21 protein-coding genes are annotated in these 25,689 nt (G+C 68.4%); 9 read left to right on the forward strand and 12 right to left on the reverse strand.

Annotated elements, in window-relative coordinates; genetic code table 11:
* Positions 1–6: 6 nt before the first annotated feature.
* Entirely contained in the window at positions 7–1,041 is a 1,035-nt protein-coding gene (locus tag AB0J62_RS39300) for an alpha/beta hydrolase-fold protein (protein ID WP_363882570.1), read from the forward strand.
* Positions 1,042–1,096: 55 nt separating this feature from the next.
* A complete protein-coding gene (locus tag AB0J62_RS39305; RefSeq protein ID WP_363882573.1) occupies positions 1,097–2,068 on the forward strand; it encodes a GNAT family N-acetyltransferase in 972 nt (323 codons plus the stop codon).
* Here the strand turns inward: AB0J62_RS39305 and AB0J62_RS39310 are convergent.
* The gene (locus tag AB0J62_RS39310; protein ID WP_363882576.1) at positions 2,043–3,434 is read right to left on the reverse strand and encodes an FAD-binding oxidoreductase; all 1,392 of its coding nucleotides are present in this window, start codon (positions 3,432–3,434) and stop codon (positions 2,043–2,045) included. The two genes, AB0J62_RS39305 and AB0J62_RS39310, sit on opposite strands and share 26 nt — an antisense overlap.
* 154 nt (positions 3,435–3,588) lie before the next feature.
* Here AB0J62_RS39310 and AB0J62_RS39315 point away from each other — a divergent pair, with 154 nt between their 5' ends.
* Positions 3,589–4,794, forward strand: a complete 1,206-nt coding sequence (locus AB0J62_RS39315; protein WP_363882579.1) for a DUF2786 domain-containing protein — start codon at positions 3,589–3,591, stop codon at positions 4,792–4,794.
* Complete coding sequence (locus AB0J62_RS39320) at positions 4,791–5,309, forward strand: dTDP-4-dehydrorhamnose 3,5-epimerase family protein (RefSeq protein WP_363882582.1); 519 nt, start codon at positions 4,791–4,793, stop codon at positions 5,307–5,309. The genes AB0J62_RS39315 and AB0J62_RS39320 overlap by 4 nt, the downstream gene beginning before the upstream one ends.
* Here AB0J62_RS39320 and AB0J62_RS39325 read toward each other — a convergent pair.
* Positions 5,269–5,868 carry a helix-turn-helix domain-containing protein gene (locus tag AB0J62_RS39325; protein WP_363882585.1) on the reverse strand — a complete coding sequence of 200 codons (600 nt, stop codon included), beginning with the start codon at positions 5,866–5,868 and terminating at the stop codon, positions 5,269–5,271. The genes AB0J62_RS39320 and AB0J62_RS39325 overlap by 41 nt on opposite strands.
* Before the next feature lie 123 nt (positions 5,869–5,991).
* Here AB0J62_RS39325 and AB0J62_RS39330 point away from each other — a divergent pair, with 123 nt between their 5' ends.
* On the forward strand, positions 5,992–7,485 hold the full coding sequence (locus tag AB0J62_RS39330) for an MFS transporter (protein WP_363882588.1): 1,494 nt from the start codon (positions 5,992–5,994) through the stop codon (positions 7,483–7,485).
* On the opposite strand, the gene AB0J62_RS39335 is transcribed toward AB0J62_RS39330, so the two are convergent.
* The 3 genes from AB0J62_RS39335 to AB0J62_RS39345 are packed head-to-tail and all read right to left on the reverse strand — an operon-like array spanning position 7,449 to position 9,641.
* Positions 7,449–8,195 carry an SDR family NAD(P)-dependent oxidoreductase gene (locus tag AB0J62_RS39335; protein ID WP_363882591.1) on the reverse strand — a complete coding sequence of 249 codons (747 nt, stop codon included), beginning with the start codon at positions 8,193–8,195 and terminating at the stop codon, positions 7,449–7,451. The genes AB0J62_RS39330 and AB0J62_RS39335 overlap by 37 nt on opposite strands.
* Positions 8,188–9,441 carry an AMP-binding protein gene (locus AB0J62_RS39340; protein WP_363882594.1) on the reverse strand — a complete coding sequence of 418 codons (1,254 nt, stop codon included), beginning with the start codon at positions 9,439–9,441 and terminating at the stop codon, positions 8,188–8,190. The genes AB0J62_RS39335 and AB0J62_RS39340 overlap by 8 nt, the downstream gene beginning before the upstream one ends.
* A complete protein-coding gene (locus AB0J62_RS39345; RefSeq protein ID WP_363882597.1) occupies positions 9,438–9,641 on the reverse strand; it encodes an acyl carrier protein in 204 nt (67 codons plus the stop codon). Before AB0J62_RS39345 ends, AB0J62_RS39340 begins: the two co-directional genes overlap by 4 nt.
* A 221-nt stretch (positions 9,642–9,862) precedes the next feature.
* On the opposite strand from AB0J62_RS39345, the gene AB0J62_RS39350 reads away from it, so the two are divergent.
* Entirely contained in the window at positions 9,863–12,352 is a 2,490-nt protein-coding gene (locus AB0J62_RS39350; RefSeq protein ID WP_363882599.1) for a hypothetical protein, read from the forward strand.
* A 3-nt stretch (positions 12,353–12,355) separates the two neighbouring features.
* Here the strand turns inward: AB0J62_RS39350 and AB0J62_RS39355 are convergent, their stop codons facing one another.
* Positions 12,356–13,933 carry a family 10 glycosylhydrolase gene (locus AB0J62_RS39355; protein WP_363882601.1) on the reverse strand — a complete coding sequence of 526 codons (1,578 nt, stop codon included), beginning with the start codon at positions 13,931–13,933 and terminating at the stop codon, positions 12,356–12,358.
* A gap of 98 nt (positions 13,934–14,031) precedes the next feature.
* On the opposite strand from AB0J62_RS39355, the gene AB0J62_RS39360 reads away from it, so the two are divergent.
* Together AB0J62_RS39360 and pseI are read left to right on the forward strand one after the other, a co-directional pair.
* A complete protein-coding gene (locus AB0J62_RS39360; RefSeq protein ID WP_363882604.1) occupies positions 14,032–14,541 on the forward strand; it encodes a GNAT family N-acetyltransferase in 510 nt (169 codons plus the stop codon).
* A 10-nt stretch (positions 14,542–14,551) separates the two neighbouring features.
* Positions 14,552–15,601 (forward strand): pseudaminic acid synthase, encoded by a 1,050-nt coding sequence (pseI, locus tag AB0J62_RS39365; protein ID WP_363882607.1) that lies wholly within the window; start codon positions 14,552–14,554, stop codon positions 15,599–15,601.
* On the opposite strand, the gene AB0J62_RS39370 is transcribed toward pseI, so the two are convergent.
* The gene (locus tag AB0J62_RS39370) at positions 15,598–15,969 is read right to left on the reverse strand and encodes a hypothetical protein (protein WP_363882610.1); all 372 of its coding nucleotides are present in this window, start codon (positions 15,967–15,969) and stop codon (positions 15,598–15,600) included. The two genes, pseI and AB0J62_RS39370, sit on opposite strands and share 4 nt — an antisense overlap.
* A 566-nt stretch (positions 15,970–16,535) precedes the next feature.
* Here AB0J62_RS39370 and AB0J62_RS39375 point away from each other — a divergent pair.
* Positions 16,536–17,927, forward strand: coding sequence for a class I SAM-dependent methyltransferase (locus AB0J62_RS39375; RefSeq protein WP_363882613.1), 1,392 nt, complete (start codon positions 16,536–16,538; stop codon positions 17,925–17,927).
* On the opposite strand, the gene AB0J62_RS39380 is transcribed toward AB0J62_RS39375, so the two are convergent.
* From AB0J62_RS39380 to AB0J62_RS39400, 5 genes are read right to left on the reverse strand one after another with little or no spacing between them, the layout of a single operon-like run.
* On the reverse strand, positions 17,924–20,086 hold the full coding sequence (locus tag AB0J62_RS39380) for a glycosyltransferase family 2 protein (RefSeq protein ID WP_363882616.1): 2,163 nt from the start codon (positions 20,084–20,086) through the stop codon (positions 17,924–17,926). The genes AB0J62_RS39375 and AB0J62_RS39380 overlap by 4 nt on opposite strands.
* On the reverse strand, positions 20,083–21,774 hold the full coding sequence (locus tag AB0J62_RS39385; protein ID WP_363882618.1) for a hypothetical protein: 1,692 nt from the start codon (positions 21,772–21,774) through the stop codon (positions 20,083–20,085). The genes AB0J62_RS39380 and AB0J62_RS39385 overlap by 4 nt, the downstream gene beginning before the upstream one ends.
* Positions 21,767–22,591 carry a hypothetical protein gene (locus tag AB0J62_RS39390; RefSeq protein WP_363882621.1) on the reverse strand — a complete coding sequence of 275 codons (825 nt, stop codon included), beginning with the start codon at positions 22,589–22,591 and terminating at the stop codon, positions 21,767–21,769. The genes AB0J62_RS39385 and AB0J62_RS39390 overlap by 8 nt, the downstream gene beginning before the upstream one ends.
* The gene (locus AB0J62_RS39395; RefSeq protein WP_363882624.1) at positions 22,591–24,882 is read right to left on the reverse strand and encodes a glycosyltransferase; all 2,292 of its coding nucleotides are present in this window, start codon (positions 24,880–24,882) and stop codon (positions 22,591–22,593) included. The genes AB0J62_RS39390 and AB0J62_RS39395 overlap by 1 nt, the downstream gene beginning before the upstream one ends.
* 45 nt (positions 24,883–24,927) lie before the next feature.
* Entirely contained in the window at positions 24,928–25,680 is a 753-nt protein-coding gene (locus AB0J62_RS39400) for an N-acetyltransferase (RefSeq protein ID WP_363882627.1), read from the reverse strand.
* Between the last annotated feature and the right edge of the window lie 9 nt (positions 25,681–25,689).

A 25,689-nucleotide genomic window follows, 5' to 3' on the forward strand; every position in this document is an offset into this window, starting at 1 on the left:
GTACCGATGCTGCCGTGGTCGGCCGAGCTCAACGGACGCTTGGAACAACTGACGTTCACCAGCGAACTGCTGCGCGGGAACCCGCTCGGCGATCCGCACGAGCGCCCGGTGCTGGTCTACCTGCCGCCGGGGTACGACGAGTCGGAGGACCGCTACCCGTCCATCTACGTGACGATGGGCTACACCGGTCACGTCGGGATGTGGTTCAACCGGACTCCGTTCCGCCAGCCGTATCCGGAGTTGCTGGACGCGATGTTCGCGGACGAGAGCGTGCCCCGGGCAGTAGTGGTGTTCGTCGACTCCTGGACGAAGTACGGCGGCAGCCAGTGCCTCGACTCGCCGGGCACCGGGCAGTACCAGTCGTACCTGTGCGACGAGATCGTGCCGTGGATCGATTCGACGTACCGGACCGTGGCCGACCGCGACCACCGCGCCGTGACGGGTAAGTCCAGTGGTGGTTACACCGCGATGGTGACGCCGTTGCTGCGGCCGGACGTGTTCGGGGCACTCGCCACCCACGCCGGTGACGCGCTCTTCGACGTCTGCTACCGGCCGGAGTTCCCGGAGCGTGCGCGGACGCTGCGGGACAAGTACGGCGGCAGCTACGAGAAGTACTTCGAGGTGCTCGCGACCCGGACCGGCCGTACGACGAACGAGGACCTGCACCTGCTGGAGATGTACGGCTACGCGTCGGCGTACTCCGCTGAGCCCGACGGCACCGTACTACTGCCGTTCGACGACCTCGGGTCGATCGTCCCGGACGTCTGGGCGCGCTGGCTGTCGCGGGACCCGGTGGAGATGGTCAAGGAGCCGCAGTACGCCGATGCACTGCGTTCGCTGCGCGCGGTGTGGATCGACGCGGGCAAGCAGGACGAGTACTACCTCGACCTGGGCGCGACCGCGTTCCACCGAGCCGCGCAGCAGGCCGGTCTGCCGGACGAACGGATGCACTTCGAGCTGTTCGAGGGCACGCACGGCGGGATCGAGTACCGCTACCCGATGGCGGTGCGGTGGCTCGCCGAGCAGCTAGGGGGTGTTTGACACCCCCTCGGTTAATTGACGTGCCTCGACCCTTCGGACGCCGTACCTTCGTGCCATGAGGTGGCCGGAGGGGATCGAGGCGCGCCCGATCGACAAGGGTGATGTCGAGGCGTGGGCGGAGCTCGTCGCCGCCAAGGAAGAGGTGGACCAGGACGGCGAGAACTACAGCGCCGACGACCTGGCCGAGCATCTGGAGCAACCGCACCTCGACCTGGCCCACGACACGATCAGCCTGTGGTCCGGCGAGCGGATGATCGGCTACGGCATCGCGCACGTGAAGTCCGCCGTGGTGGACGTGGACCGGGTCAACGTCGAGGGCACCATCCACCCGGAGTGGCGCCGGCAGGGCCTCGGCACGACGCTGATGCGCTGGCTGATCCAGCGCGCCGGCGAACTGCACACCGCCAAGCACCCAGACGCCCCCGGTCAGGTCGGCGTCGGCGCGAGCAGCACCAATGCCGGCGCGGACCGGATGCTGCGCAACCTCGGCTTCGAGGAGGAGCGGTACTTCTTCGACATGCGCCGGCCGCTCGACCAGCCGGTCCCGGACGCGCCGGTGCCCGACGGACTCAGGCTGAGGTCGTACGACACGTCGTACGAGGAAGCGTTGCGGCTGGCCCACTACGAGGCCTTCTCCGACCACTGGGGCTGGACGCCGCCCACCACGGAGGGCTGGCGAGCCAGGAATGTCGGATCACGCGCCTTCCGCGGCCAGCAGTCGTACTACGTCCTGGACGACGACGTCGTGGCGGCGTACGCCAACGCCTACGAGTGGGACGCCGACACCGAGGTGACCGGAGTCCGGGAGCTGTACATCGGCCAGGTCGGCACCCGGCGGGCGTACCGCGGACGCGGACTGGCCCGTGCGGCCCTGGCGAAGGTGCTCGCCAAGGCCGCAGAGGCCGGGTACCAGCGGGCCGCGCTCGGCGTCGACGCCGACAACCCGACCGGAGCCCTCGGTCTGTACGAGGGCCTCGGCTTCGTCACTCATCAGAAGTTCATCAGCTACCAGCTGCCGCTGGGTTGATGTTCTGGTTCCGGCGGAACACGTTGTCCGGGTCGTACTTCCGCTTCAGCTCCACCAGCCGTTCGTACTTGTCGCCGTACGACGCCCGGATCCGCGCCTCCTCGGGCTCGGCCATACCGTTGACGTAGCTGCCGATGCTGATCGCATGCGGCTGGATGGCGTCCCAGAACGACCGTGCCCAGGCCCGCTCCGGTTCCAGCGCTTCGAGGACGGGCGTGGTCGCGATCACGAACATCGCGTAGCGCTCGGCCCGCTGTCCGCTGAACGCCGTGGCGTCGTCCGGCGTCTCGAGGTAGCCCTGGTCGAGGTGGTAGAACATCGTCGCCGACATCGGCGACGTCTTCCGGGGGACCTGGTCGGTGATCACATCGATCGCCGCGTCGGTCAGCGCTTCGAGGTACGTGCCCTTCTCGTAGTGGTACGCACCCCACGCGTTCGGTTCGTCGAGCAGTTGCTGCACGGCGGCGTACGGCATCGGGGTGGCGAACTCGAACAGCGGCGGCACCAGCCCACGGAGCTGCGCCATCGCCTCGGCGTGCTGTTCGGGTGACCCGAAGCCCACGACCACGACGGCATACCCGAGCTTGAAGTGGTGCTCCGGTGGGACGAACGGGGCAGGTGGCGCGTTCAGACAGGCGATCACCACGTTGACCTCGCGCGGCAGCGCCGGGATCACGTCGCGCGCGGCACGCAGCAGCTCGGCGCCCTGCTCCTGGCCCCAGAACGCGATGCCGTACTGCACGATCGGCCCGACCTGGTGCAACCGGAACTCGAACTCGGTGACGACCCCGAAATTGCCGCCGCCACCGCGGACGGCCCAGAACAGGTCGGCATTCTCGTCCTCGGCGGCACGCAGGATGCTGCCGTCGGCGGTGACGACCTGGACCGACTCCAGGTTGTCGATGCTGAGTCCGTGCATCCGGGTCAGCAGACCCATACCGCCGCCGAGCGTGAGCCCACCGACGCCGGTGTGGCTGACGATGCCCGCCGGTACGGCGAGACCGTGCTCCTGCGTAGCGCCGTCGAGGTCCCGCAGCAGCGCTCCGCCTCCGACGCGGGCGCGCCGCGCCTCGGGATCGACACTGACCTGGTTGAGCCGGCTCAGGTCGATCATCAGACCACCGTCCACCGACGACAGCCCTGCCATGTTGTGGCCGCCGCCGCGGACGGCAATCTCCAGTCCCTCCGCCACCGCGTACCGAACGGCGGCCTGGACATCCTCGGCCGAATGCACCTGGGCGATCACGGCCGGCTCCCGGACGTGCTCGGCATTCCACAGCCGCCGAGCCTCGTCGTACCCTGCGTCCTGCGGTGCGAACACGGTCCCGCTCAATGCCGTGCGCAGTTCCCCCACCGTCAACGTCATTCCAGTCCCCTCCCCGATGTGTTGCCGCCAGGCTAGGTGCCCGGCTCCGCTTCGTCAGCGTCCTTTCGGGCAGCCTGCAGACTCGCGGGGGTTATCCACAAGGGAACGCGTTCCCGTTTGGGCAGGAACTTCGCCGAGTGTCAGACTCGACGGCGTGAGTGACGAGGAAATCCTGCGATTGTTACCGATCACGGCTGCCGTCGTGGCGGTGCGCGACGATCGCGCCGACGAACACCTGGCCCGCCTGGGCGCGTACGACGAGCGTGACCAGGCGCAGGTGGACCGTTGTGTGCAGGCGTTCCTCACCGGTCTGCTCCGCACCACCTGGGAGCGCGGCTGGGCGCCGGCCGACGTCGTCCAGCACGGCCGCCGCAGTCTGGATCCCGGCGTCGAGCCGCTGCTGCTGGCCGCGATCGCTGCCGAACACGTGGGCTACAAGGCCGCGACGATCGACTCTCGTTGGCTTGAGCAACTGAGTGACCTCGGCGTGCCGCAGCCCTTCACCGAGCTGAGCCTGACCGCGTGGGCCGCTGGTGCTCGCGTCGGCCGCTACCTCACCTTGCACCACGCGCTGTCCCTGGCCGGTTTCCTCCAAACGCTCCCGGTCCTCGCGCGGATCTTTCCCCTGCCCGGCACGGCGGTCCGCCAGGCGCACCATGTCGTGCCGGCGAACGGGAAGATGCTGGCGCGGATCCGTGCGCTGCTCGCCAAGGCGGAGGCGACCGAGTTTCCGGATGAGGCCGAGGCGCTGTCGGGGAAGGCGCAGGAGTTGATGGCCAAGTTCTCGCTGGACAGTGCGCTGGTCGAGGCGGACGTGGAGCTCCCGGACGACTCCGCTGCGCGGCGGCTGTGGGTCGAGACGCCGTACGTGTCGGCCAAGGCTCAGCTGGTCGGCGCGGTCGCGTCGGCGAACCGGTGCCGGACGGTCGTGATCGACGACCTGGCCGTGGTCACGATCGTCGGCGCAGAGGTTGATCTGCAGCACACCGAGATCCTCAGCACCTCGCTGCTCGTGCAGGCGAACCGGGCGATGATTGCTGCCGGCAAGCATATTGGCCATCGCGGCGAGTCGAGGACGCGCTCGTTCCGGCAGTCGTTCCTGATGGCGTACGCGTTGCGGATCGGCGAGCGGCTGGAGCAGACCGCGGCCGCGACCCAGGCCGCCGTACCGGAAGCGGATGCGGGTCGGCTGCTGCCGGTGCTGGCCAAGCGGGAGGAGCAGGTGGACGCGCTGTTCACGCAACTGTTCCCGAACACGACGACCCGGCGGACGCGGATCACCAACGGCGCCGGATGGCACGCGGGCCTGACGGCCGCCGACCAGGCCCAGCTCGACGCCCGCCGGCAGGTGCGGAGGTGAAGATCGAGGAGACCACCATCCCCGGAGTACTGCGGATCGAGCTCGAGGTGAAGCCCAACGACGACGGGTGGTTCAAGGAGAACTTCCACCGCGAGAAGCTGGCCGAGCTCGGGATGGACGTCGTGCAGCACAACGTGGCGTACTTCGCCGAAGCCGGAATCGTCCGTGGCATTCATGCCGAGCCGTGGGACAAGTACATGTCGCCCTCGTCGGGCCGGGTGTTCGCGGCGATCGTCGACCTGCGGGACAACGAGACCTTCGGCCGGGTGGAGACGTTCGAGCTCGGTCCGGAGCAGGCGTTGTATGTGCCGCGTGAGGTCGGGAACTCGTTCTGCACGGTGACGCCGCACACGACGTACAACTTCTTGGTGAACGAGCACTGGTCGCCGGAGCGGGTGGCCGTGGATCTGTTCGACCCGGAGCTGGCGATCGAGTGGCCGGTCCAGGAGCTCAACTACACCGAGCGGGACGCTGCTAACCCTTCGCTGGAGAGGCTGCGGCAGCAGCGGGCCTGAGCCCGCACAACACGATGTCGAGCAGGCGGTTGGCCTGCTCGGGCTCGATGTCGCGACCCATGTTGATGCCGCCGACCAGCCGCATCACATCGGCCAGGTCGAGCTCCGCCCGCACCTCGCCGGCCGCTTTCGCCTTGTTCAACAGGAGATTCCCGGCCTCCTGCACGTTCACCTTGCAGGCCTTGAAGAACGGCGAATCTTTGCCTAGGGCAACCGTAAGCTCGCTGGCCAGCGTGCCCTTGGACAGGCCGTACCCGAGGAAGCTGCGCAGCCACGCGGCCAGTGCATCGAACGGCTCCAACTCACGGTCGAAGTCGTACGCCCGGTCGCAGACCGACTGGATCTCCTCGACGTAGACGGCCTCGAGCAGCGCGGTCCGGCTCGGGAATCGCCGGTACAGCGTGCCGATGCCGACGCCGGCGCGGCGGGCGATCTCCTCCAGCGAACTGTCGGTGCCGTGCTCGGCGAAGGTCTCCCGGGCGGCCGTCACCAGGCGGTCGTAGTTCCGGGCCGCGTCCGCACGGGTCGGCCGCGTGCACGGCAGCGGTTGCGGCGCCATCCAACCTCCTCGCACGGGTTTCTTCAGAATATCGCTTGCAAAGCGGAGGATGCCTCCGTATCGTATCCGGAGGAGCGCTCCGCTTTCTCTCACAACTGTAACCCCTCCGGGGTAAGGAGCAACATGTCGGCAACAGCCGCGGCGCCGGCCGGCGCCAGATCCGGCACGCCCGCTCGGCGGCCGGGGGTAGTACTCGCAGTCATCCTGGTCACCCAGCTGATGGTGATCCTCGACGGCACCGTGGTGAACATCGCGATGCCGCATATCCAGCAGGCCCTGCATTTCAGCCCGTCCAGCCTGTCGTGGGTACAGAACGCCTACGCCCTCGCGTTCGGCGGTCTCCTGCTGCTCGGCGCCCGCGCCGGTGACCTGCTCGGCCGCCGCCGGGTGTTCATCACCGGTATCAGTGTCTTCACGCTCGCCTCGCTGCTCGGCGGTCTCGCGCCGAACGCGGAGCTGCTGCTCGCCGCCCGGGTCCTGCAGGGCATCGGTGGCGCCATCGCGGCTCCGGCCGCGCTGACGCTGCTCATGCTCACGTACCGCGAAGGTCCCGAGCGGATGAAGGCGCTCGGCTACTACAGCCTCGTCTCGTCCGGCGGCGGCAGCGTCGGCCTGGTCCTCGGAGGCATGCTGACCGAGTGGGCGTCCTGGCGCTGGGGCCTGTTCGTGAACGTCCCGATCGGCATCGCGCTGGTCTTCGCCGCGCGACGCGTGCTGACCGAGACCGAGCCTGAGACCGGTCGGTTCGACGTGGCCGGTGCGCTCACGTCGACGCTCGGCATCACGTCACTCGTCTACGGCTTCATCCGGGTCGCCGAAGCCGGCTGGACGTCGGCCGAAGTACTCGCAGCCTTCGCGGTCGGGGTGGTGCTGCTGGTCTCGTTCGTACTGATCGAGCGCCGGGTCAGCCACCCGATCGTGCCGCTGCGGCTGTTCAAGTCCGCCGCGCGGTCGACGTCGTACCTGACCATGCTGCTCGTCGTCGGGACGATGTTCGGGATGTTCTTCTTCCTGACCCAGTACCTGCAGGGCGTGCTCGCACTCAGCCCGCTGTCTGCCGGCCTGGCCTTCCTGCCGATGACCGGTCTGCTGTTCACCGCGTCGCGCGTCGTACCGCGGCTGGTCGCCCGGATCGACGGCGCGAAGCTGATGCTGGCCGGATCGACGCTGGTCGTACTGGGCACGGTGTGGCTGACGCGACTGGACGCGCACAGCACCTACCTGCACGACGTGGTCGGTCCGCTGCTGCTGTTCGGCGGCGGTGCCGGGATGATCTTCATCCCGCTGGTCGGCCGGGCCATCTCCGGTGTCGCACCGCAGGACTCGGGCGCCGCGTCCGGCATGCTGAACGTGGTCCAGCAGGTCGGCGGCGCACTGGGCCTAGGCATCCTGGTCACGATCTTCGGCACGGCGAGCCGCAACTCGACCTCCGTCGTACCGCGCGAGGTCCTGGTCGACGGGGTTCACGCAGCCTTCATCGGCGCGCTGGTGTACGCCGGACTCAGCCTGACCATGATCGTGATCAGCGTCCGCCCGTGGAACTGGTTCCGCACCGAACCGGAGCTGGTCGAGGGCCTGACTCAGATCGAGGCGGCGCCGTCCACGACCAGCACCTGACCGTTCATGTTCGTGTTCTCCAGCAGGAGCATGCGGACGACCGGCAGCACGTCCTCCGGCTCGGTCAGGTGACCGGTCGGAGTACGGCGGACGATCTGGTCGAGCTGGGTCTGGCCTAGGACCGCGGACATCTCCGAGGCGAAGAAGCCCGGCGCGACCGAGTTGGCGAGGATGCGGCCACCGAGCTCACGAGCGAGTGAGCGGGTGGCCGCGTCCATGCCGCCCTTGGTCGCCGAGTACGCCACGAGGCCGGGGTAGCCGCGTTGCGCGCAGATCGAGGTGATGTTGACGATCCGGCCCTTCAGGCCCTTGGCGAGCATCCGGCGTAGGACGAAACGGGTCAGGATCAACGGCGACGTCAGGTTGGTCTGGATGATCTCGGCCAGGTGATCGGCGGACGTGTGGACATGCAGCGAGTCCTGGCCGATCGCGGCATTGTTGACCAAGGCATCGATCGGCCCGAGGACCTCCTCGACCTGTTTCACGAAGGCCTGACCGGCTTTGGTGTCGTTGACGTCGACCGAGCCGTAGTGCAGGTGGTCCGGGTACTTCTCGCCGAGCGCTGTCAGCTCGGGCGTGACGGTCCGGGCGAAGGCGGCGACCTTCAGGCCGACCGCGAGCAGGTCGGTGACGATCGCCAGGCCGAGACCGCGCGAACCGCCCGACACCAGCACGACCGTGGCCGGTGGGACAAGACTGACTTCAGACATCACTCTTCAGGGTTTCCTTCTGCGGGATCTCGTCGAGGAACTTGATCCTCCGGGGTACGCCGTAGTCGGGCAGCCGGGTCGAGCACCACTGCACGAGGTCGGCGTCCGTGATCGGGCCGAGCGCGCGGTTCGGCACGACCTCGGCCGCGACCATCCGGCCGACCAGCGGTGCCTTGCGCGCGAACACCCGCGCCCACGAGACACCCGGATGAGCCATCAGCACGTTGCGGACCACACCCGCCGAGACCTTCGATCCGCCGACATTGATCTCGTCGGTGTCCAGGCGTCCGGTGATCAGCACGCGGTCGCCGTCGTACTCGATCCGGTCGCCGGTGTGTACGGCGCCGACCAGGCCCGCGCCGTGATGCGGCGAGCGGATCACCAGCTCGTCGCCCTCGACACTCAGCATCGGACGCTCCGGGTCGGGCTCGCGGTCCAGCCAGGACTTGGGGAATCCGGCCTTGCCGTCGTGCACCACGATCGACGCGCCGACCTCGGAGGACGCGTAGATCCAGGAGATCCGGGCCTTCGGGAAGATCTCGCGCAACTGGTCGAGGATCGCTTGGTCGACCGGCTCGCCGCCGAGCGTGATCTGCTCCAGCGGTACCGCGGCGAGTGCGTCGGCGTCCCGGTAGATGGCCTGCCGCCAGAAGGTCGGCGTACCCGAGGCTGCAGTGATGCCGTGCTCGGCTGCGATCGCCGGCCACTCCTCGAGCTCGCTGGGCTCGATCACGACCAGGCCCTGGTCTGCCTGGGTCAGAGAGAGCGTGACGAGCTGCCACCAGGCGTACGTCCCAGGTGAGTACGGCAGCAGCCAGGTGCGCGGCGGTTGGTCGCCGGTGACCGTGGTCAGGGATTCGAGGGTGTGGCCGATGCGCTTCGGGCGACCGGTCGAGCCGGACGTGAGCAGCCACGCGCGGCCGGACTCCTCGACGCGCTTCAGCTTGGCCGGGGTCACTTTCCCATCGGGCAGGACGATGGCGAACCCGGACTCGCCCAACTCCTCGCGCATCCGCAGATCCACCCGGGACTGGGTCGCGACCAGCAGCTCGGTGCCGTGGACGGCGTGGTGCCGAACGGCAGCGAGCGCGTCGGCACCGCTGTCGACCAGAACGGCTGCGGGCGAGGGCAGTTGCGGCAGCTTGTGCAGCGTCCGCCAGGTCAGGCGCTTCCCGGCGACGACGACAGTGTTGTCGTCACCGATCAGGGCGGTGGTCCGGCGGCGGCTGGTCACGGCGGCCGTCACGCGGACTGGAGCTGCTCGATGAAGTCCAGTACGTCGCCGACCGTCGCGATCCGGCGCAGCCCAGGGGCATCGAAGTTCAGCTCGTCGCCGAGCTCGTCCTCCACCCGGAGGGCCAGCTCGGAGAAGTCCAGCGATCGGAAGCCTATCTCGCGGAGGTCCGCTGTGTCGTCGGCCGGCAATGATCGGCCCTGGGCCGTCATTACCTCACCCATCATCTCCCTGACCCGACCCCGCGCCACCGAACTCATAGTCCCGAAGCCTAGCGGGTCACCGTCGGGCATCCGGGCTGTCAACCGTTTGACCATCGGGACCTCCCGGCGACTGAGCGGTCTGGGAGGTTACTGAGTGTAAACGCGATCTTCACCGTGGTAAACGGCTCACCGGCCACGAACGCGACTCGTCGGACTCATACACTTGCGCGATGATCAGAGCGGGCAGGCGCCGTGCTGCGGGACGCGGCAAGCCGATCGCGGGACGGGGCAAGCGGATCGCGGCCTTCGCGAGCCTGCCCGTCCTGCCGCTGGCCTGGTTCGTGGCGTTGCAGGAGCATCCGCCCTGGATGCCCGCGGCGTACATTGCTTATCTCCTGATCGTGATCGTCGTACCGGGCACGATGTTCTGGCGCCGGCTGACCGGCGGTGTCGGGTGGTTCTCGGCCGATATCGTCCTGGGTACCGCGTTCGGCCTGGCCGTCGAGGCGCTGGTCTACCCGATCGGGATGCTGTTCAAGATGCCGTTCGCGGCGTTGCTGATGCCGGCGCTGGCGCTCGGGGTGTGGCGAGCATTACCGCGACGCAAGCTGCCCGAGCGGCCGACACCGTGGTGGGCGATCGCCGGTGCGATGGTCGCGGTCGGGGTCGCGGCAGCATGGTTCGTACGTGTCGGCTCGCGGCTCATTCCGCTCAATGGACCGCAGGCGCTGCGGCCCGACTCGGACGCACCGCACAGCCTCGCGCTGGCGGGTGAAGTGACGCACCACTTCCCGCCGCGCGTCCCGTACGCCGATGGCAACTGGCTGACGAGCCACTGGACGGCGTACGACCACATCGCGTCCGCCCACTGGATCACGAGTGTTCCGCTCGACGTACTCACGCATCGGATGGTCCCGTTCGCTTGGATCCTGCTGACGGTGCTGGGTGCGGCCGCGGTCGGGATGATGCTGACTGGTCGTGCTGTGGCCGCACCGATCGCTGCAGGGCTCGTGGTGGCCGCTGGCGATCTGGTTGCCTGGCCGTGGGCGGTGTCGGACCGGGTGTTCGCGGACGGGCCGTTTTCCCTCGGACAGCTGACCAATCCGCCGCAGGCGTTCTCCACGGTGTTGCTGCTGCCGCTGATCGCGGTCACCGCAGTGCTCCTGCGGCGTCAGACGGCCAAAACGCGCGGTGAGTTGTTTCGGCTCTTCGTTGCGGCCGGTGTGCTCATTGCTGCGCTGGCCTTGACGAAAGCGACCGCACTGCCGGTCTATGCGACCGGTCTGGCCGTTGCGTGGATCTATCTAACGGTCCGAGCCGGTCGGCTCAACTTGCGTGCCCTCGTGCTCGGCGTGGGCGTCGCTACGGCGTACGCCTTGACGTTCTTCTTCGTACTGCGTGGCGCCGCCTCGAGCGTGCGGTTCGATCCGGGCGCGACGTTCGAGAGTCTGGCGGATCGAATGGGCGGCGGCTCCGCTGTCCCGGTGATCGCCGCGATCGTTGTTGTCGGCTGGGTCATGCCGGTGGTCGGTGCGCTGCTGATCAAGCGGCGGTTGGCGCACGACCCGATGCTGGTCTTCCTGGTGGGCGGATTCGTCGCGGCGGTGCTGGGTGCGTCGTTGCTGGCGGATCGCGGTGACACGCAACTGTTCTTCATTCGGACCGGGTTCATGTTCGGCGTACTGCTTGCGACGTGGGGGCTCGGGTCGCTGGAGCGGCGGCAGTACTGGATTGCTGCGGTTGCGTTGGCGATCGGCGTTGCAGCCATCTACTGGGGTCGTTATCGCTCGGACAAGTCGTGCACGTCGGGGAGCTGCTTCGGACAAGGCCTCGTCGTCGCACTGGTGATCGCTGCGATCGGCATCGGCGTATTCGGACTGGTACTGCGCGGCTCTCGGCGTACCTGGGCTGTCATCGCGGTGGCAGTGCTGGTGGGTACGACGGTGTCGCCGACGGTGGCGTCCGTACGGAAGTTCGCCAGCCCGCCGTTGACGTCGTACGAGTCGATCGCTCCGGGCGGGATCGAGGCGGCACGGTTCATCCGGCGCAACTCCGGGTCGGACGACCGGATCGCCACCAACGTGCACTGCCACCAGGCGAGGGCGTCACATTGCCGGACCGGGTCGTACTGGATCGCCGGGTACGCCGAGCGGCGCGTGCTGGTGGAGGGGTGGGCGTACCAGACCCGTGTCGACGACACGTATCCCGCCAGCGTCCAGGGGCCCTATGCGGACCAGGAGCGGCTGCAGCTGAACGACGAGGTGTTCAGCAACCCCACTCGCCAGGTGATCGAGACGCTGCGCACGAAGTACGACGTGCAGTGGCTGCTGCTCGACGACCGCGTCAGCGCACCGCCGAAGAACCTGGACAAGCTGACCGAGCTCAGGTTCCAGCTGGGCAGTGTCCGCGTCTACCAGGTGTTTCCGCCACCACCGGAGACGCCGTTCCCGCCGCGAACGCCCACTCCCACCGGCAGCCCCACGCAGACCCCCACCTCCCCGGCCAACCCGACCAACCCGACCAACACGTCCAGCTTCCCGACCAACAGCCAGTCACCAGGTCAAACCCAGCCGACCCAGCCCTTCCCAACCGGCAGCCTGCCAACGGGAAGCGTCCCGACCGTCAGCCTGCCCATCGGCAGCCTGCCGACCTCGCCAACCTTCCCCACAGGCTCGGCCCCGACGAAACAACCAACCTCGCCGGGACCCACGAGCCCGTAGGAATCAGCGGAGTGAGACGGCGGGGATGCCGGTGCTTTGGTTGGAGAGGCGGTCGAGGGTGGTGACTGTGTAGATGTAGGCCTTGCCCGGTGTTGCGGTCGGGTCGACGTACGACTGGGTGGCGCCGGTAGAGCGCAGGGTCGCGATCAGGTTGCGGGCGTCGTTGTCCGGGCAGTGGTCGTTGCCGAGGAGCTCACGACGGTAGATCGCGTACGACGTGGTGTCGTTCGACGTACGGGACCACTTGAGCTGTACGCCGTCCGCAGTACGCGACGCGTGGACCGCGTGGGCGGGGAGCGGCGGGCGGGAGTCGAGGGCGGGCATCGCGGGGATCAGCGCCGGCTTGGTGTACCAGGTGTTGTTGAGGAGCGTGGTCGCACCGAGGCGGTCGGCGCGGACGTCCTTCGCGGAGAAGTAGATGTTGCCCTTCACCTCGGGGATCGTGCTGTCGAACGCCAGGTGGTCGCTCAGCTCCTGCGGGTCCGACCAGTCCGGCGACTGCGTCGACGTACCGACCTTGTACGTCGCCTCGCCGATGTAGAGGTGGACGTGCGTACCGCGGACCTGGTCCGCCCACCACGGAACGATCTTGTTGTAGTCGGCGGGCGCGAATCCGCCGGCCCAGTAGACCTGCGGGACGATGTAGTCGATCCACTCCTCGCGGACCCACTTGCGCGTGTCCGCCGCCAGGTCGTCGTACGTCTGCACACCGGCCGTGGTGTCGGTGCCCTCCGGGTCGGTCGCCTTGTTCCGCCAGACCGCGAACGGCGAGATGCCGAACTTGATCCACGGCTTGATCGCGTGCATCTTCTGGGTCAGCTCGTGGATCAGCAGGTCGATGTTGTGCCGGCGCCAGTCCTGCAGGTTGGTGTAACCGTCGGGGTACTGCGCGAAGGTCGCGGCATCGTCGAACGTCTGGCCGGCCACCGGGTACGGGTAGAAGTAGTCGTCGAAGTGCACGCCGTCGATGTCGTACCGCGAGACCGCGTCCATGATCGCGTCCTCGACGAGCTTGCGAGCCGCCGGGATGCCGGGGTTGTAGTAGAGCTTCCCGCCGTACGAGACGACCCAGTCGGGGTGCAGCCGCGCCGGGTGCGTCGGGATGAGCGCGTTGATGTCGGTGCCCATCGAGAGCCGGTACGGGTTGAACCACGCGTGCAGCTCGAGATTGCGCTTGTGGGCCTCGCTGACCGCGAACGCCAGCGGGTCGTAGCCGGGGTCGCCGCCCTGGTGACCGGTCAGGTACTGCGACCAGGGCTCGACCTTCGACGGCCAGAACGCGTCCGCGGTCGGGCGCACCTGCAGGATGACCGCGTTGTGGTGCTGCCGGACCGCGTCGTCGAGCCAGCCGATCAGCTCGGCCTGCTGCTGCGCCGCGCTCAGACCGGTCTTCGACGGCCAGTCGATGTTCACCACCGACGAGATCCAGCTCGCCCGGAACTGCCGCAGCGGAGTGGTCGCGCTGGGCGCACACTTCTGCTGGTCCGCGGGCGCCTGCGCGGCCGACGCCGTACCTGACAGACCGCCGACCACCAGGCCCGCCGCCACACCGAGAACACCCATCGCTCGCCAGACTCTCATGTCACTCTCCGACCGTCATTCAACGTGAAGTCGAAAGATGTTTACACACCCAAGGCCATCTAGAACAGTGCTTGCTGACATGGCGCTAGGTTAGGTACATGCTGCGCACCGCGACTGAAGCTGATGTCGACACCATCCGGCGGCTGCGGAACCAGCAGGCCAATCGTGATGTCAGCATCACCTCCCACGAGATCTCCGCGGATGAACACGCTGCGTGGTGGGCGAAGACGTCGAACGACCCGAGCCGCCGCGTTCTGATCTACGAACGGGACGGTGCGACCGCCGGCGTCGTGAACTTCTTCGACCTCGAAGGCACGTCCGGCGCGTGGGGGTTCTTCCTCGACGCCGACGGGCTCGCCGAGCGCGGGGAGACGCTGCCCGCGTGGATCGAGGTGATGCGCGAGGCGGCGGCGTACGCGTTCGACGAGCTGGGCCTCGACGTACTCACCGGCGAGGTGCTCGAACACAACGCGGTGGTCCGGCAGATGAACCGGCGCTTTCGGTTCGTCGAAGGGACGCCGGAGCTCCGGTACGCCGACGGCCGCGAGCTCACCGTGATACCGATCAGCCTGCGCAAGCAGGATCGACGCAAGGGGCACAGCAAATGAAGGACGTGGCATGAGCTTCATCGAGATCGGCGGCGTGAAGGTCGGGCCCGACCACCAGCCGTTCGTCATCGCCGAGATGTCCGGGAACCACAACGGGGACCTGGCGCGGGCGCTCGACATCGTCCGGGCGGTCGCGGAGTCCGGCGCGCAGGCGCTGAAGCTGCAGACGTACACCGCGGACACGATGACGCTCGACCTCGACCTGCCGGCGTTCCGGCTGCCCGTGGAACACGAGCTGTGGAGCGAGGCGCGGCTGTACGACCTGTACGAGGAGGCACACACCCCGTGGGCCTGGCACGAGCCGATCTTCGAGCTGGCGACGTCGCTCGGGCTCGTTGCGTTCTCGTCCGCGTTCGACCAGACCGCGATCGACTTCCTCGAGAAGCTCAACGTCCCGGCGTACAAGGTCGCGTCGAACGAGATCGGTGACCTGCCGCTGGTCCGCGGGATGGCGGAGACCGGGAAGCCGATCATCATCTCCACCGGCTCCGCGACGCTGACGGATATCGATGCCGCGGTCCGGGCCGCGCGCTCGACCGGCAACGAGCAGATCATCGTCCTGTCGTGTACGGCGAGTTACCCCGCCCCGCCGGAGCAGTCGAACCTGCGCGGCATCCCGGTCCTGCGCGACGCTCTCGGCGTCCAGGTCGGCCTGTCGGACCACACGATGGGCATCGGCGCGGCGGTGGCTGCCGTTGCCCTCGGCGCGACGGTGATCGAGAAGCACGTGACGCTGAAGCGGGTGGACGGCGGTGTCGACTCCGCGTTCTCGCTCGAACCGTGGGAGTTGGAGCTGCTCGTCGAGAGCACCCGCGTCGCCCAACTCTCGCTGGGCAAACCGGTCATCGGCCCCAAACAGGCCGAAGAGAACGTCCTCCGCTTCCGCCGCTCCCTCTACGTCACCCGTGACGTCCAAGCAGGCGACCCCATCACCCCCGAAAACGTCCGCTCCATCCGCCCCGCCGGCGGCCTAGCCCCCGACCTGTTCACCCAGGTCGCAGGCCGCCCCTTCCGCACCGCCGCAAAGGCCGGCACACCGCTGACGTGGGACCTGCTCTAACCAGCCTTCAAGTTCGCCTGCACGAGGTCGCGGACCTGCCGCGCGAACGCTTGGAACCCGGCGTCGGATCCACCGGAACCGGACTGCCGGATATCCATCAGGTACGTCGGGGTGCGATAGAGCAGGATCCGCTCCGTCCATCGCCCACCCGCGAGCGGGTAACTACGAGTCAGATAGCGGGACCGCGTCCCGAACCCCGGCAACGGCCGTTCAACGACAGCAGCACGCTCGGAGCCGTCGACCAAGATGTGCGCACACTCGGCCGGCGGCGCGGGATACCGGTCGAGATACCGGTCCGCGGCCGCTCCTGGGAGGTCGGCGATCATGGCGCCCGCGTACGGGTATTGGCCCTCGACCGGAACTGTCATTCCGGTCTGTGCCGCGGCCCCGGGAGTATCCGACGGCACCTCTGCCGTGAGGCTTGCAGTGAGCCCGCCCGTGCGAATCACCGTTCGGCAAGTCTCCGGCTCGACCGAATGCCCGGCCAACGGGTCCGGCCTCGGCGTCCACGGCGACTGAGGCACCGGCCAGATCGTTTCCAACCACTCGAGCGCGGATCGTCCGTACCGCACCGGAGGCAGAGCCTGGAAGTCGAAGACGCTGTACTGGTAGGACGGCTGCACGGATGCCGTCGGCTCCGACGGTGTATGGGTGCTCGACGGCGCTCGGGATGGTGTGGGCTGAGTCGGTGTCGCACTGGTGGAGCTGGTACAGGCAGAGAGTGCCAGCAGCAAGCTGACTGCGAGAGCTGACTGGTACTTCAGGCTCGGCATCCCGAGGCCCCTCCTCCTGGGATCATGTGGTGTCGAGGCATCGTAGCGGGGAAGGGTGCGGCGTGACCGAATACCTGTTGTTTCCTGGGCGGCATCATGTTTTGACCCGTTTTCAGGCCAGGTTTCTGGGTCAATTCACCGACCGGACTGTGGTTTGGGCGGTGACGTCGGCTAATCATCAGACGACCAAGCGGAATCCGGTGGGGTTCGATCGGCGGGAGGCTGCGATCGAGCGGTTCAGTGTGGCGACGGGGATTCGGTCGTTGGTGGTGGGGGTGGTGGATACGCCGCCGACGGATGACTTCGCCGAGGTGACGGTGAAGGCGATCGAGGCGGGGACCGATGATCTCGTGCGGTTGACGCCGGAGAATACGGTCGTTGCCTGTTCTACGCCGGCCGTGAGCAAGTTGTACGAGCGGCTCGGGTTCAGCGTGATCGGGGTCGAGCCGGACGGGGTCGCCCGCCCCTGGGACGTCCTGCTGATGATTGCTGAGGGCAATGATCAGTGGAAGGAGCTGGCGCACCCGGCGACCGTGGACGTGTTCGAACGGTACGCCCTGGACGCGCACGTCGCGCGGTGCGTGAACGACCCGGTGGTCGGCGACGACGGCGGCCTCACCACGACCCGCGACTACAAGACGTACGCCGACGCGTTCGAAACCGCCGCGGACCGGAAATGGCAGCAGATCAAGGGCTTCGTCCGCCCCGGACGCATTCTCGACATCGGCTGCGCGACCGGCGCGACCCTGCAACTGATCGATGCGGACCCGCGCTTTCACGAGTCGGATCTGATCGGCGTCGAGGTCGCCCGGCATTTGTACGCCGAATGCGTGCACAAGAAAGAGCAAGGCCTCTTCACGAACCCGAACGTCTATTTCTACCAACGCAACATGCTCGGCTCGGCCGTCTTCCCGCCGCGGTCGATCGACACCACGCTGACGCTCGCGCTCACCCACGAGATCTGGTCGTACGCCGACGGTTCGCGCCCTGGCACCGTCCAGCGCTTTGCCGACGCGCTCTTCGCACACACGGCACCGCACGGCGTCTGGATCAACTCCGATGTCTGCGGCCCCGATGAGCCGGACCGCCCGGTCGTGCTGCAACTCGACGACAGCGACGGGAAGAACCCGGCCAAGGTCACCGAGCTCGAAGTACTCGACGACCCGGCGGCGTACGTCACCGAACTCTCCACCCGCGCACGGTTCTTCCAGTTCGCCCACGACTTCCGGCGCAACGCGAAAGTCCCGTTCGAGTTCGATCTCACCGGCGACAGAATCACGCTCCGACTGGCCGACGCGATGGACTTCCTGACCCGCAAGGACTACGTCGACAACTGGCTGAGCGAGACGCACGAACAGTTCTGCGGCCTGAATTTCGCCGGCTGGTCCGCGGTCGCCGAACGCGCCGGCTTCACGATCGACCCGGCCTCGAAGGCGTGGCGAAACGATTGGGTCATCGACAACCGCATCGCCCCAGTCGCCTCCATCGCCACCCCCGACGGCGACCCCGTCGGCTGGCCGGTCACCCACCAACTGCTGGTGGCGAGGCGCTAGCTCACCTCGAGATGCAAGGTGCCGGCGAGCGGACGTACGGCGAAGGCGTGCCGCCCGCGCGTGATCATGAGCGGCAACCGGCTGGACAAGAACGGCTCACACTGCACCGCATGCGACGTACCGTCCGGCGCCGTCGCGAAGAGGATCCAGTCGGCCGGCTCCAGCGTCGCCATCTCGACGACTGCCGCCCAGCCGTCGTCCGACACGGTACGACGGCACACAACATCCACGTAGTCGTCGGAATCAGGCAGGTACCGTCGCCAGCTGAAGTCGACGTCACCCCAGTCAGGACCCCGCACAACCAACATGTTGCCAGCAGCAACTGCTGCGGTGGCGGTCATCCGGATCGGGGATTCGTGCAGGTTCACGTAGCCGCCGGTCGACCGGGTCAACATCACCACGCGGCCGCCCTCGGCGTGGGAGACCAGCCGGTCGCCCGCGGTCCACAACAGCACCTGCTCCCGGCCTTCCGGACCACGCATCCGGAGCGCCCGCGTCGTGCGCTGGCTGAACGGATCGTCCGGGTTGATCTCCTCGAGCATCGGCCGGATCGGCAACCGCGCGGTGAAGTCGCGACCGTGGACCTCGAGCGGCAGCTCCTCCTCGCCGCCCGACAACGGCCGGCTGACGAACAACGACGGCTCGTCGAACGCCGACCGCCCGTGCAGCACGAGCGCATCGGGCGTCTGCTCGACAGACGTCAGTCGGCACGGATCCGCCAACCGCCGTACGGCGAAGGCGCCTTCCTTACCCGGACCCGGCTGAATCCAGCTGGTCCCGTCGATCCACATCCCCGGCGGCCATCCCGGGCTGCCGGCCTTCTGGCCGCGCAGCAGGTCCCGGCGGCGGATCCCACCGACACGCATCCGTACGTCGAAGTGCGACGGGCCTGCCGGGCACTTGGCGAGCAGTTCCTGGCTGACCCGGACCTCGAACCCGACGAGGCTCTCGTCGCCGCGAAGGTCGGTCGCCGGCAACCGCCGTACCGGAAGCCGATAGTTCCGGCCCGCGATGACGAGACCGATCCGGAGGCTCGACGGCTTGGACTGCAGGTGGCGGATCTCGGCGGTGCCCCGCACGGACAGCTCACCGTCGATCCAGCTCACCTCCTGGATGCTCGTCGCGAGCGTGAAGTCGGTCTTGGACAGCGGCAGGTGTTCCTTCGCCGCGTCCGGGTCCAGGGCGACCAGGCGCAGCAGCTCGACGTCGCCCGCACGGACAGCGGCGAACTGGAGCTGGGCGACCCGCGGCGCCGACTCGAGTACGGCGTCGTCCAGCCGGCCGAGGAGTTCGCTCGTCAGCTCGACGAGATGCTGCTCCTCCTCCGGCGGAACCGTGCCGAACGCGGACAGGATCGAGTGCAGGTCGATCTGACGGAAGTGCGCGTGCACGCGGTGCCGGATCTCCGGCAGCGCGTCTTCGATCTCGTCCAGCACGAGGCCCGCGGAGACGACGCGGTCGCGGATGTTCGCGAGCTGGAACTTCTGCTGGGTGATCGAGTCACCCGACTCGCGCTCGCGCCAGAAGTACACCGGCGCCGCGATCGTGTCGACGGTGACCGCGTCGAGGTGCGCCTTGAGGGTGACCGGGTAGTCCTCGTACCGGATCGCGGGGAAGCGGTACCCGTACTCGTCCCAGAACGACCGCCGGTAGACCTTGTTCCACACCATCCGGTCGAGCACGAGCTGCGGCGTCTCGGAGATGTGCGTGGCGAACCGGTCCTCGGTGAACGTCTGCCCGTGCAGCCATGACGGCCGTACGCCGTAGCTGTTGTTGAACCGTCGCGCATTGCCGCCGGCGAAGTCCGAACCGGTCCGGTCGAGCGCCTTGATCAGCAGCCCGAAGCCGTGGCGGGTGACCAGATCGTCGCTGTCGACGAACGTGAGGTACTCCCCCGTCGCGTGCTCGATCCCGGTGTTGCGCGCCGGACCGAGCCCGGCGTTGTCCTGCTCGACGATCCGGAACCGCGAGTCGCGGGCGCACAGCTCCTTCGCGATGACGGCGCTGTCGTCCGGCGAACCGTCGTCGACCAGGATCGCCTCGAAGTCGCCCCAGGTCTGTCGTGCGATCGAGTCGAGGCAGTCCCCGATGTATGCACCGACGTTGTAGAACGGCACCACCACACTGAGCCGCGGAGAAGCAGGGCGCGGACTGCTCATCGCTTCCGGATCCGGCGGGCGACCTTGCGGGCAACGGTCTTGGGCTTGCGGACCTGTGCGGCGTGGAAGATCACCCGCGAAACGGCGTACGTCCGGGAACCGCGGATGCGCTCGTGGGCGGTGGTGAGCCGCTGCAGCTGGCCGCGGAGCTCGCGGATGCGGTTCTCGCGCGTCTTCATCGCCTTGTTGCGGAAGCCGAGCGTCCGCTCGAGTCCGTAGACGTGACCCTTGAGCTCGAACAGCTCCTTCTTGGCTTCCTCGGCCTCCGCCAGCGCCGTGCGTACGTCGACCGTGTCCTTGCGGGTCTCGAGGACCACGTCCAGCGCCGCCGCCAGCTCCTTGCCTCGAGCAACTTGTTGGGCGGCTGCCGGCGGGGTATCAGGTGAGGTCGCCGGGAGCTGTTCCGGCGGCTCGATCCCGGACATCCCGAGCCACGCGGACACCAGGTCATCCCCGACCATCCACGGCGGCCACGGGTGCCGCCGGTGCTGCCCCAGCAGGCGATCCTGGAACCGCACCCAGGCAGCCGCCAGCAGATCGTCCTTCTCGACACACTCCGGGGCCACCCACGGCGAGACGCCGTACGCGAAGGATTCGCCGTCGACGATGACGTCGTCCCACCGCACGATCACGCGAGAGGCTGTCACCCAGTCGCCAAGGTCGGCAGCCAACTTGCGGAAGGCGGGCACGTCCTCGGCCGCGGCGAGGCGGAACAGCACGGTCTCCACCGAGACACCCGAGGGAACGGTGGTCGGGACGACGGACGGGTCGAAGGACAGCGCCTCCGCGGCACGCGCATGGTCGTCGGACTCGGCGACGCCTGGACCGATGGTCGTGGTGATGTCCCAGCCGGTGAGGTTCTGGTCGGCGGTCAGGACAGCTTGAGCCGTCTGCGCATACAGATCGTGCGACGGCTGGGCCCCGCAGATCGCCAGCCAGCCGGTGGGCACCGATGCCAGCAGGCCTGCCCGCGCGGCTGTGTCGACACCCTCGTGCGGCGGGGAAAGGAGCGGTACGTCGATGGCCTCGAGCGCGCCGATCGCCAGCCGGGTGGGCAGCTCGCCGGGGCGGGCGCCCGCGGCTAGGTCGGCGCGAACGAAGGTGCGTGACGCGAAGTCGGCGTACACCTCGGCTCGCCACGGCAGCGCGGCCTTCAGCTGGTCGACGGAGACCGGGCGGGTGGGGTCGTCGTGGAGCGGGCGCCACTCGTCGTCGCCGTGACGCTCGTGCGCGGGCCGACTGTCCAGCAGATTCAGGAGCGAGAACTCGTTCTCCAGCGCGAGCACGACGACTGCGTCCGGCGTCGCGAGCCGGGACAACGCCGCGAGCCGCTCCCTCCACGACAGGTCGGTGCTGTCGTAGCCGAGCACCCGGTCAAGCCCGTCGGTCGCGATGATGACGTCGTACGGCTCGCCCTCCAGGCCATCCAGCGCGCCCGCGATCACCTGCAGACACGGCCCGAAGTCCTCGCCGAGCTGCTGCGCGTCGGCGACCGAACGGACCAGGATCGTCACGTCGGCGGAGTGCGCCAGGACCGACTCGATCTGCTGTGGCGCGTGCGGCCCGAGGATCAGCGTCCGGCGGTTGGCCGGGACGACGTCGGTCAGCAGCGCCGCGAGCGCCGGACGCGGCGTCGTGTGATCGGTCCACGGCTGCATCTCTCCGCGAACCACCTGGACCTCAGACACGCTCTCTCCAATCGAACAGACTCCGCAGTTCTGCGGGCGGCATCATCCAGGGCTTCCCGAGCTCGAGTTCGGTGGTGGCACGCGCGGCCTCCAGGTCGATCGACTTGCCGAGCATCTCCGGCCACAACCGCTCGATCCGGCTCTGCCCGCCGAACAACGGGTTCTCGCCTTCCATCTCCATCGGATCGCCGTACACCGCCGGTTCGCAGCCGGCCGCGATGCCGTAGAGGATCGCGGTCGACAGCCGGTTGGCCGCCACCCGCTTGTGTTTGCGCAGCTCGGCGAGCTGCTTGAACAGGAAGCGCCGATCGGTTCCCTCGTAGGAGAACCCGCGCCGCCCGAACGACACCACGCGGAACCCGGCGTCCTCGTAGAACCCGCGCACCTCGGGCCGGTCGTACTCCGTGTAGTACAGGCTGAAGGTCACCGGGCCGGGCTCGGTCTCGCGGATCTCGTCGATCAGCCGCCGGTGGTCGCCGTGAATCTTGCCGCCTTCCCACCCGTGGAACAGGAACCACAAAGTGCCCTCACGCTCGACCGGTTCGTCCTTCTCCGGCTCGAGCTCCATCAGGTACAGGAACGGCGCACCGATGCTGTGGTAGTTCCGCCGGCCGAGCGCGTGCCCGCGACGCCGCGGCGCATCGCTCCAGGTGAACCGCCAGGCGCCGTCGTAGAACTCGTGCACCGGGTTCCAGCCGCAGCCGATGTTCCAGCCGTGCTGCAGGTATCCCCGGAGCCGGGGCGGGTGGTCGAAGTCGAACCCGGCGTACCGCGACAGGATGTGCGTCTGGCCGTAGTAGTGGTTGTGATGATGCATCAGCGCACCTCGACGTGCAGAGTGCCGGCATGGGGTCGGACGGCCAGCGCGTGCGTCCCGTGCGGGCCATGTGTGATTGCCAACGGCAACCGGCTGCAGAGGAAGGGCTCGCACTGTACGGCGTGGGCCGCACCGTCGGGGGAGGTTGCGAAGAGGATCCAGTCGGCCAACGCGGCCAGGGGGTCGACCGACACCTTCACGGCCGTCACCGGGATCAGCGCGTCGACGTCGACCGCGGCCGACCATCCGTCGGCGGACACGGTACGACGGCATTCGACGTCCAGGTGATCGTCGGAGTCGGCCAGGTACCGCCGCCAGCTGAAGGTGACGTCGCAGCCCTCGGAACCGCGCACGACCAGCTGATTGCCCTCAGCCACAGCATGGGCCGCGGTCGTCCGGATCGGCGACTCGTGCAGGTTCACGTACCCGCCGGTCGACCGCGTCAGCGTGACGACCCGATCGTCGACAACGCGCGAAACGGCCGAGTCGCCGGCAGTCCACAGCAGCACACGCTGCTGCCCATCCGGACCGTGAACCCGGAACGACCGCGTCGTCCGCTGGCCGAAGGGATCGTCGTGGTTCGCCGCCGCGAGGATGTCCCGGATCGGCAGCCGGGCGGTGAAGTCACGCCCGTAGATCTCCAGCGGAATCTCTTCCTCACCGCCGACGACCGGCCGGCTGAGGTGCAACTCCGGCTCGTCGAACGACGCCCGCCCGTGCAGCACGAACTCGTCGTCGGTCTGCTCGACCGCGATCAACCGGCACGGGTCCGTCAGTCGCCGCAGCGAGAACCAGCCGTGCTTGCCCGGCCCGGGCTGGATCCAGTTGGTCTCGTCGATCCACGCACCCGGCGCCCAACCGGGGCTGCCCGGTCCTTGGCCGCCGAGCATGCCCTTCCGGTCCCGCCGCCCCGATCGCATCCGCACCTCGAAGTGCGCGGGCGAGCCCGTGCACCGAGCGAGCAGTTCGGGATCCAGCAGTACTTCGAATCCCACGAGCGACTTGTCGCCGTGCAGGTCCAGCGCGGCGTACCGGCGTACCTCCAGGGGGTGTGACGCGTCGTCGACGACCAGCGCGATCTGCAGGCTCGACGAGCGATCGGTCTCCAGGTGGCGGATCTCGGCGGTGCCCTTGACGGACAACCTGCCGTCGACCCAGACGACCTCACGCACGCTCGTCGCGAGGGTCAGGTCCTGCTCGCGCACGCCGTACAGCCGCCGCGGTACGACGGTCTCGCCCCGCCCGGGGTAGTTGTAGTCGAGCTGCCGCGAACGCTTGGCGCGCGGAACGGCCCGAGCGCCGCCGCGAAGGCCGCCGGAGTTGCGGAAGACAGCCAGCCGACGAAGCAGGTCGACATCGCCGGCCCGAAGAGCAGCGTGCTGGATCCGGTCGTACCGATGCGTGGCAGCCAGTACGTCGGTGTCGATCCGGTCGAGCAGCTCGCGCGACAGGTCGACCAGGTGCTGCTCCTCCTCGACGGGCACGGTGCCGAACGCGGACATCAGCGTCAGCACGTCGATCTGCGCCAGGTGGGCGTGCGTACGCCGGCGGACCACCGGTGGGGCATCCTCGACCAGGTCGATCACCATGCCGGCCGACGTGACTCGGTCGCGGATGTTGCCGAGCTGGAACTTCTGCTGGGTGATCGACTCGCCGGACTCCCGCTCGCGCCAGTAGTAGACGGCCTGCGTGATCGTGTCGACGGTGACTGCGTCCAGGTGCGCCTTGAGCGCGACCGGGTAGTCCTCGTACCGGATCGGGGGGAAGGTGTAGCCGTACTCGGTCCAGAACGACCGGCGGTAGACCTTGTTCCACAGCATCCGGTCCAGGACCAGGTCGGGGAACTCCGTCACGTGCGTGGCGTGCCGGACCCTGGCGAACGGCTGCTTGTGCAGCCACGACGGCCGGACGCCGAAGCTGTTGTTGAACCGCCGCGCGTTGCCGCCGGCGAAGTCCGAACCCGTTCGGTCCAAGGTCCGGACCAGGGCCGCGAACCCGTACCGCGAGACCAGGTCGTCGCCGTCGACGAACGCGAGATACTCACCGGTCGCCTCGCTGATGCCTCGGTCGCGGGCAGGGCCGGGACCGGCGTTGAGCTGCTGGATCAGCCGGAACCTCGGGTCCCGGTCGCAGAACTCCTTGGCGACGACGGCGCTGTCGTCGGGCGAACCGTCGTCGACGAGAATCGCCTCGAAGTCGGTCCAGGCCTGCCGGGCAATCGACTCCAGGCAGTCTCCGAGGTACTCACCGACGCCGTAGAAGGGCACCACCACGCTCAGCCGCGGCGTCACTCCGGTGTTTCCTCCCTCGACAGCGGTACGCGGGCCCCCAGGGGACTACGTAGCGGCAACGAGGTGAACGGTCAGGAGGTTATGCACCGGTTCGAACCCGTAACGTGCCCAGATCCGCTGGATGCCGGTCTGGTGGCCCTGCGTCGAGACCACCAGCCGCCGGGAGGTGCACGCATCCTCGATCGCGGCGAGCAGGTGGCCGTAGCGTCCGCGGCCCTGCTCGGCCGGTACGACGCCGGCCAGCTGGATCTCGGTCCAGGAGCGCTGCTGGTCGATCGCCGCCAGCGCGAGCACCCGGCGGTCGGGCCCCCGCAGTACGACGGCGCCTGCCTCGGCGATGCGCCGCCGGGCCCAGTCCTGCCGACCGGCCAGCGCGAGGGTCCGGTCGAAGATCGGGTTCGAGCAGTAGTGGTTGCCGGAGTCGCCGAAGACGTCCGCGACCAGGTCGTCGACCAGGTCATCGTCGGCCGTGGGCTCGAGCCGGGTGCTGAACCCGGCCAGCGGCGCGGGACGCCGGCCCTTGCCGGTCGGCAGCGACCAGTAGACGACGGTGTCGGCGAGCAGCGCCTGCCGCGGTCCAGCCGCCAGCGCGGCGAACCAGGTGGTCTCGCGCGCCGGGTAGCGCAGCACGATCACGTCCGCGGTCGACCGCTCGACCGCGCCCAGCACCTCGGCGAGCGGCGTACCGGCGGAGGCCGAGACCGACATCCGGTCGATCGAGACCCCGAACCGCTTGGCCGCGTCAACGGACGGCCGGACGGTCAGTTCACCGGCCTCGAGCGCGTCGTACCAACTCATAGGGCGTCG

Origin of the sequence: Kribbella sp. NPDC049584 (assembly GCF_040675555.1) — a bacterium.
Lineage (GTDB): Bacteria > Actinomycetota > Actinomycetes > Propionibacteriales > Kribbellaceae > Kribbella.

What these genes read in the sequence shown, in the direction of transcription:
- AB0J62_RS39300 (WP_363882570.1), top strand. Translation starts at nt 7, where the DNA reads ATGCTGCCGTGGTCGGCCGAGCTCAACGGACGCTTGGAACAACTGACG.
- AB0J62_RS39305 (WP_363882573.1), top strand. Translation starts at nt 1,097, where the DNA reads ATGAGGTGGCCGGAGGGGATCGAGGCGCGCCCGATCGACAAGGGTGAT.
- AB0J62_RS39310 (WP_363882576.1), bottom strand. Translation starts at nt 3,434, where the DNA reads ATGACGTTGACGGTGGGGGAACTGCGCACGGCATTGAGCGGGACCGTG.
- AB0J62_RS39325 (WP_363882585.1), bottom strand. Translation starts at nt 5,868, where the DNA reads ATGGCGCCGCAACCGCTGCCGTGCACGCGGCCGACCCGTGCGGACGCG.
- AB0J62_RS39330 (WP_363882588.1), top strand. Translation starts at nt 5,992, where the DNA reads ATGTCGGCAACAGCCGCGGCGCCGGCCGGCGCCAGATCCGGCACGCCC.
- AB0J62_RS39335 (WP_363882591.1), bottom strand. Translation starts at nt 8,195, where the DNA reads ATGTCTGAAGTCAGTCTTGTCCCACCGGCCACGGTCGTGCTGGTGTCG.
- AB0J62_RS39345 (WP_363882597.1), bottom strand. Translation starts at nt 9,641, where the DNA reads ATGACGGCCCAGGGCCGATCATTGCCGGCCGACGACACAGCGGACCTC.
- AB0J62_RS39350 (WP_363882599.1), top strand. Translation starts at nt 9,863, where the DNA reads ATGATCAGAGCGGGCAGGCGCCGTGCTGCGGGACGCGGCAAGCCGATC.
- AB0J62_RS39355 (WP_363882601.1), bottom strand. Translation starts at nt 13,933, where the DNA reads ATGAGAGTCTGGCGAGCGATGGGTGTTCTCGGTGTGGCGGCGGGCCTG.
- AB0J62_RS39360 (WP_363882604.1), top strand. Translation starts at nt 14,032, where the DNA reads ATGCTGCGCACCGCGACTGAAGCTGATGTCGACACCATCCGGCGGCTG.
- pseI (WP_363882607.1), top strand. Translation starts at nt 14,552, where the DNA reads ATGAGCTTCATCGAGATCGGCGGCGTGAAGGTCGGGCCCGACCACCAG.
- AB0J62_RS39370 (WP_363882610.1), bottom strand. Translation starts at nt 15,969, where the DNA reads ATGACAGTTCCGGTCGAGGGCCAATACCCGTACGCGGGCGCCATGATC.
- AB0J62_RS39380 (WP_363882616.1), bottom strand. Translation starts at nt 20,086, where the DNA reads ATGAGCAGTCCGCGCCCTGCTTCTCCGCGGCTCAGTGTGGTGGTGCCG.
- AB0J62_RS39390 (WP_363882621.1), bottom strand. Translation starts at nt 22,591, where the DNA reads ATGCATCATCACAACCACTACTACGGCCAGACGCACATCCTGTCGCGG.
- AB0J62_RS39400 (WP_363882627.1), bottom strand. Translation starts at nt 25,680, where the DNA reads ATGAGTTGGTACGACGCGCTCGAGGCCGGTGAACTGACCGTCCGGCCG.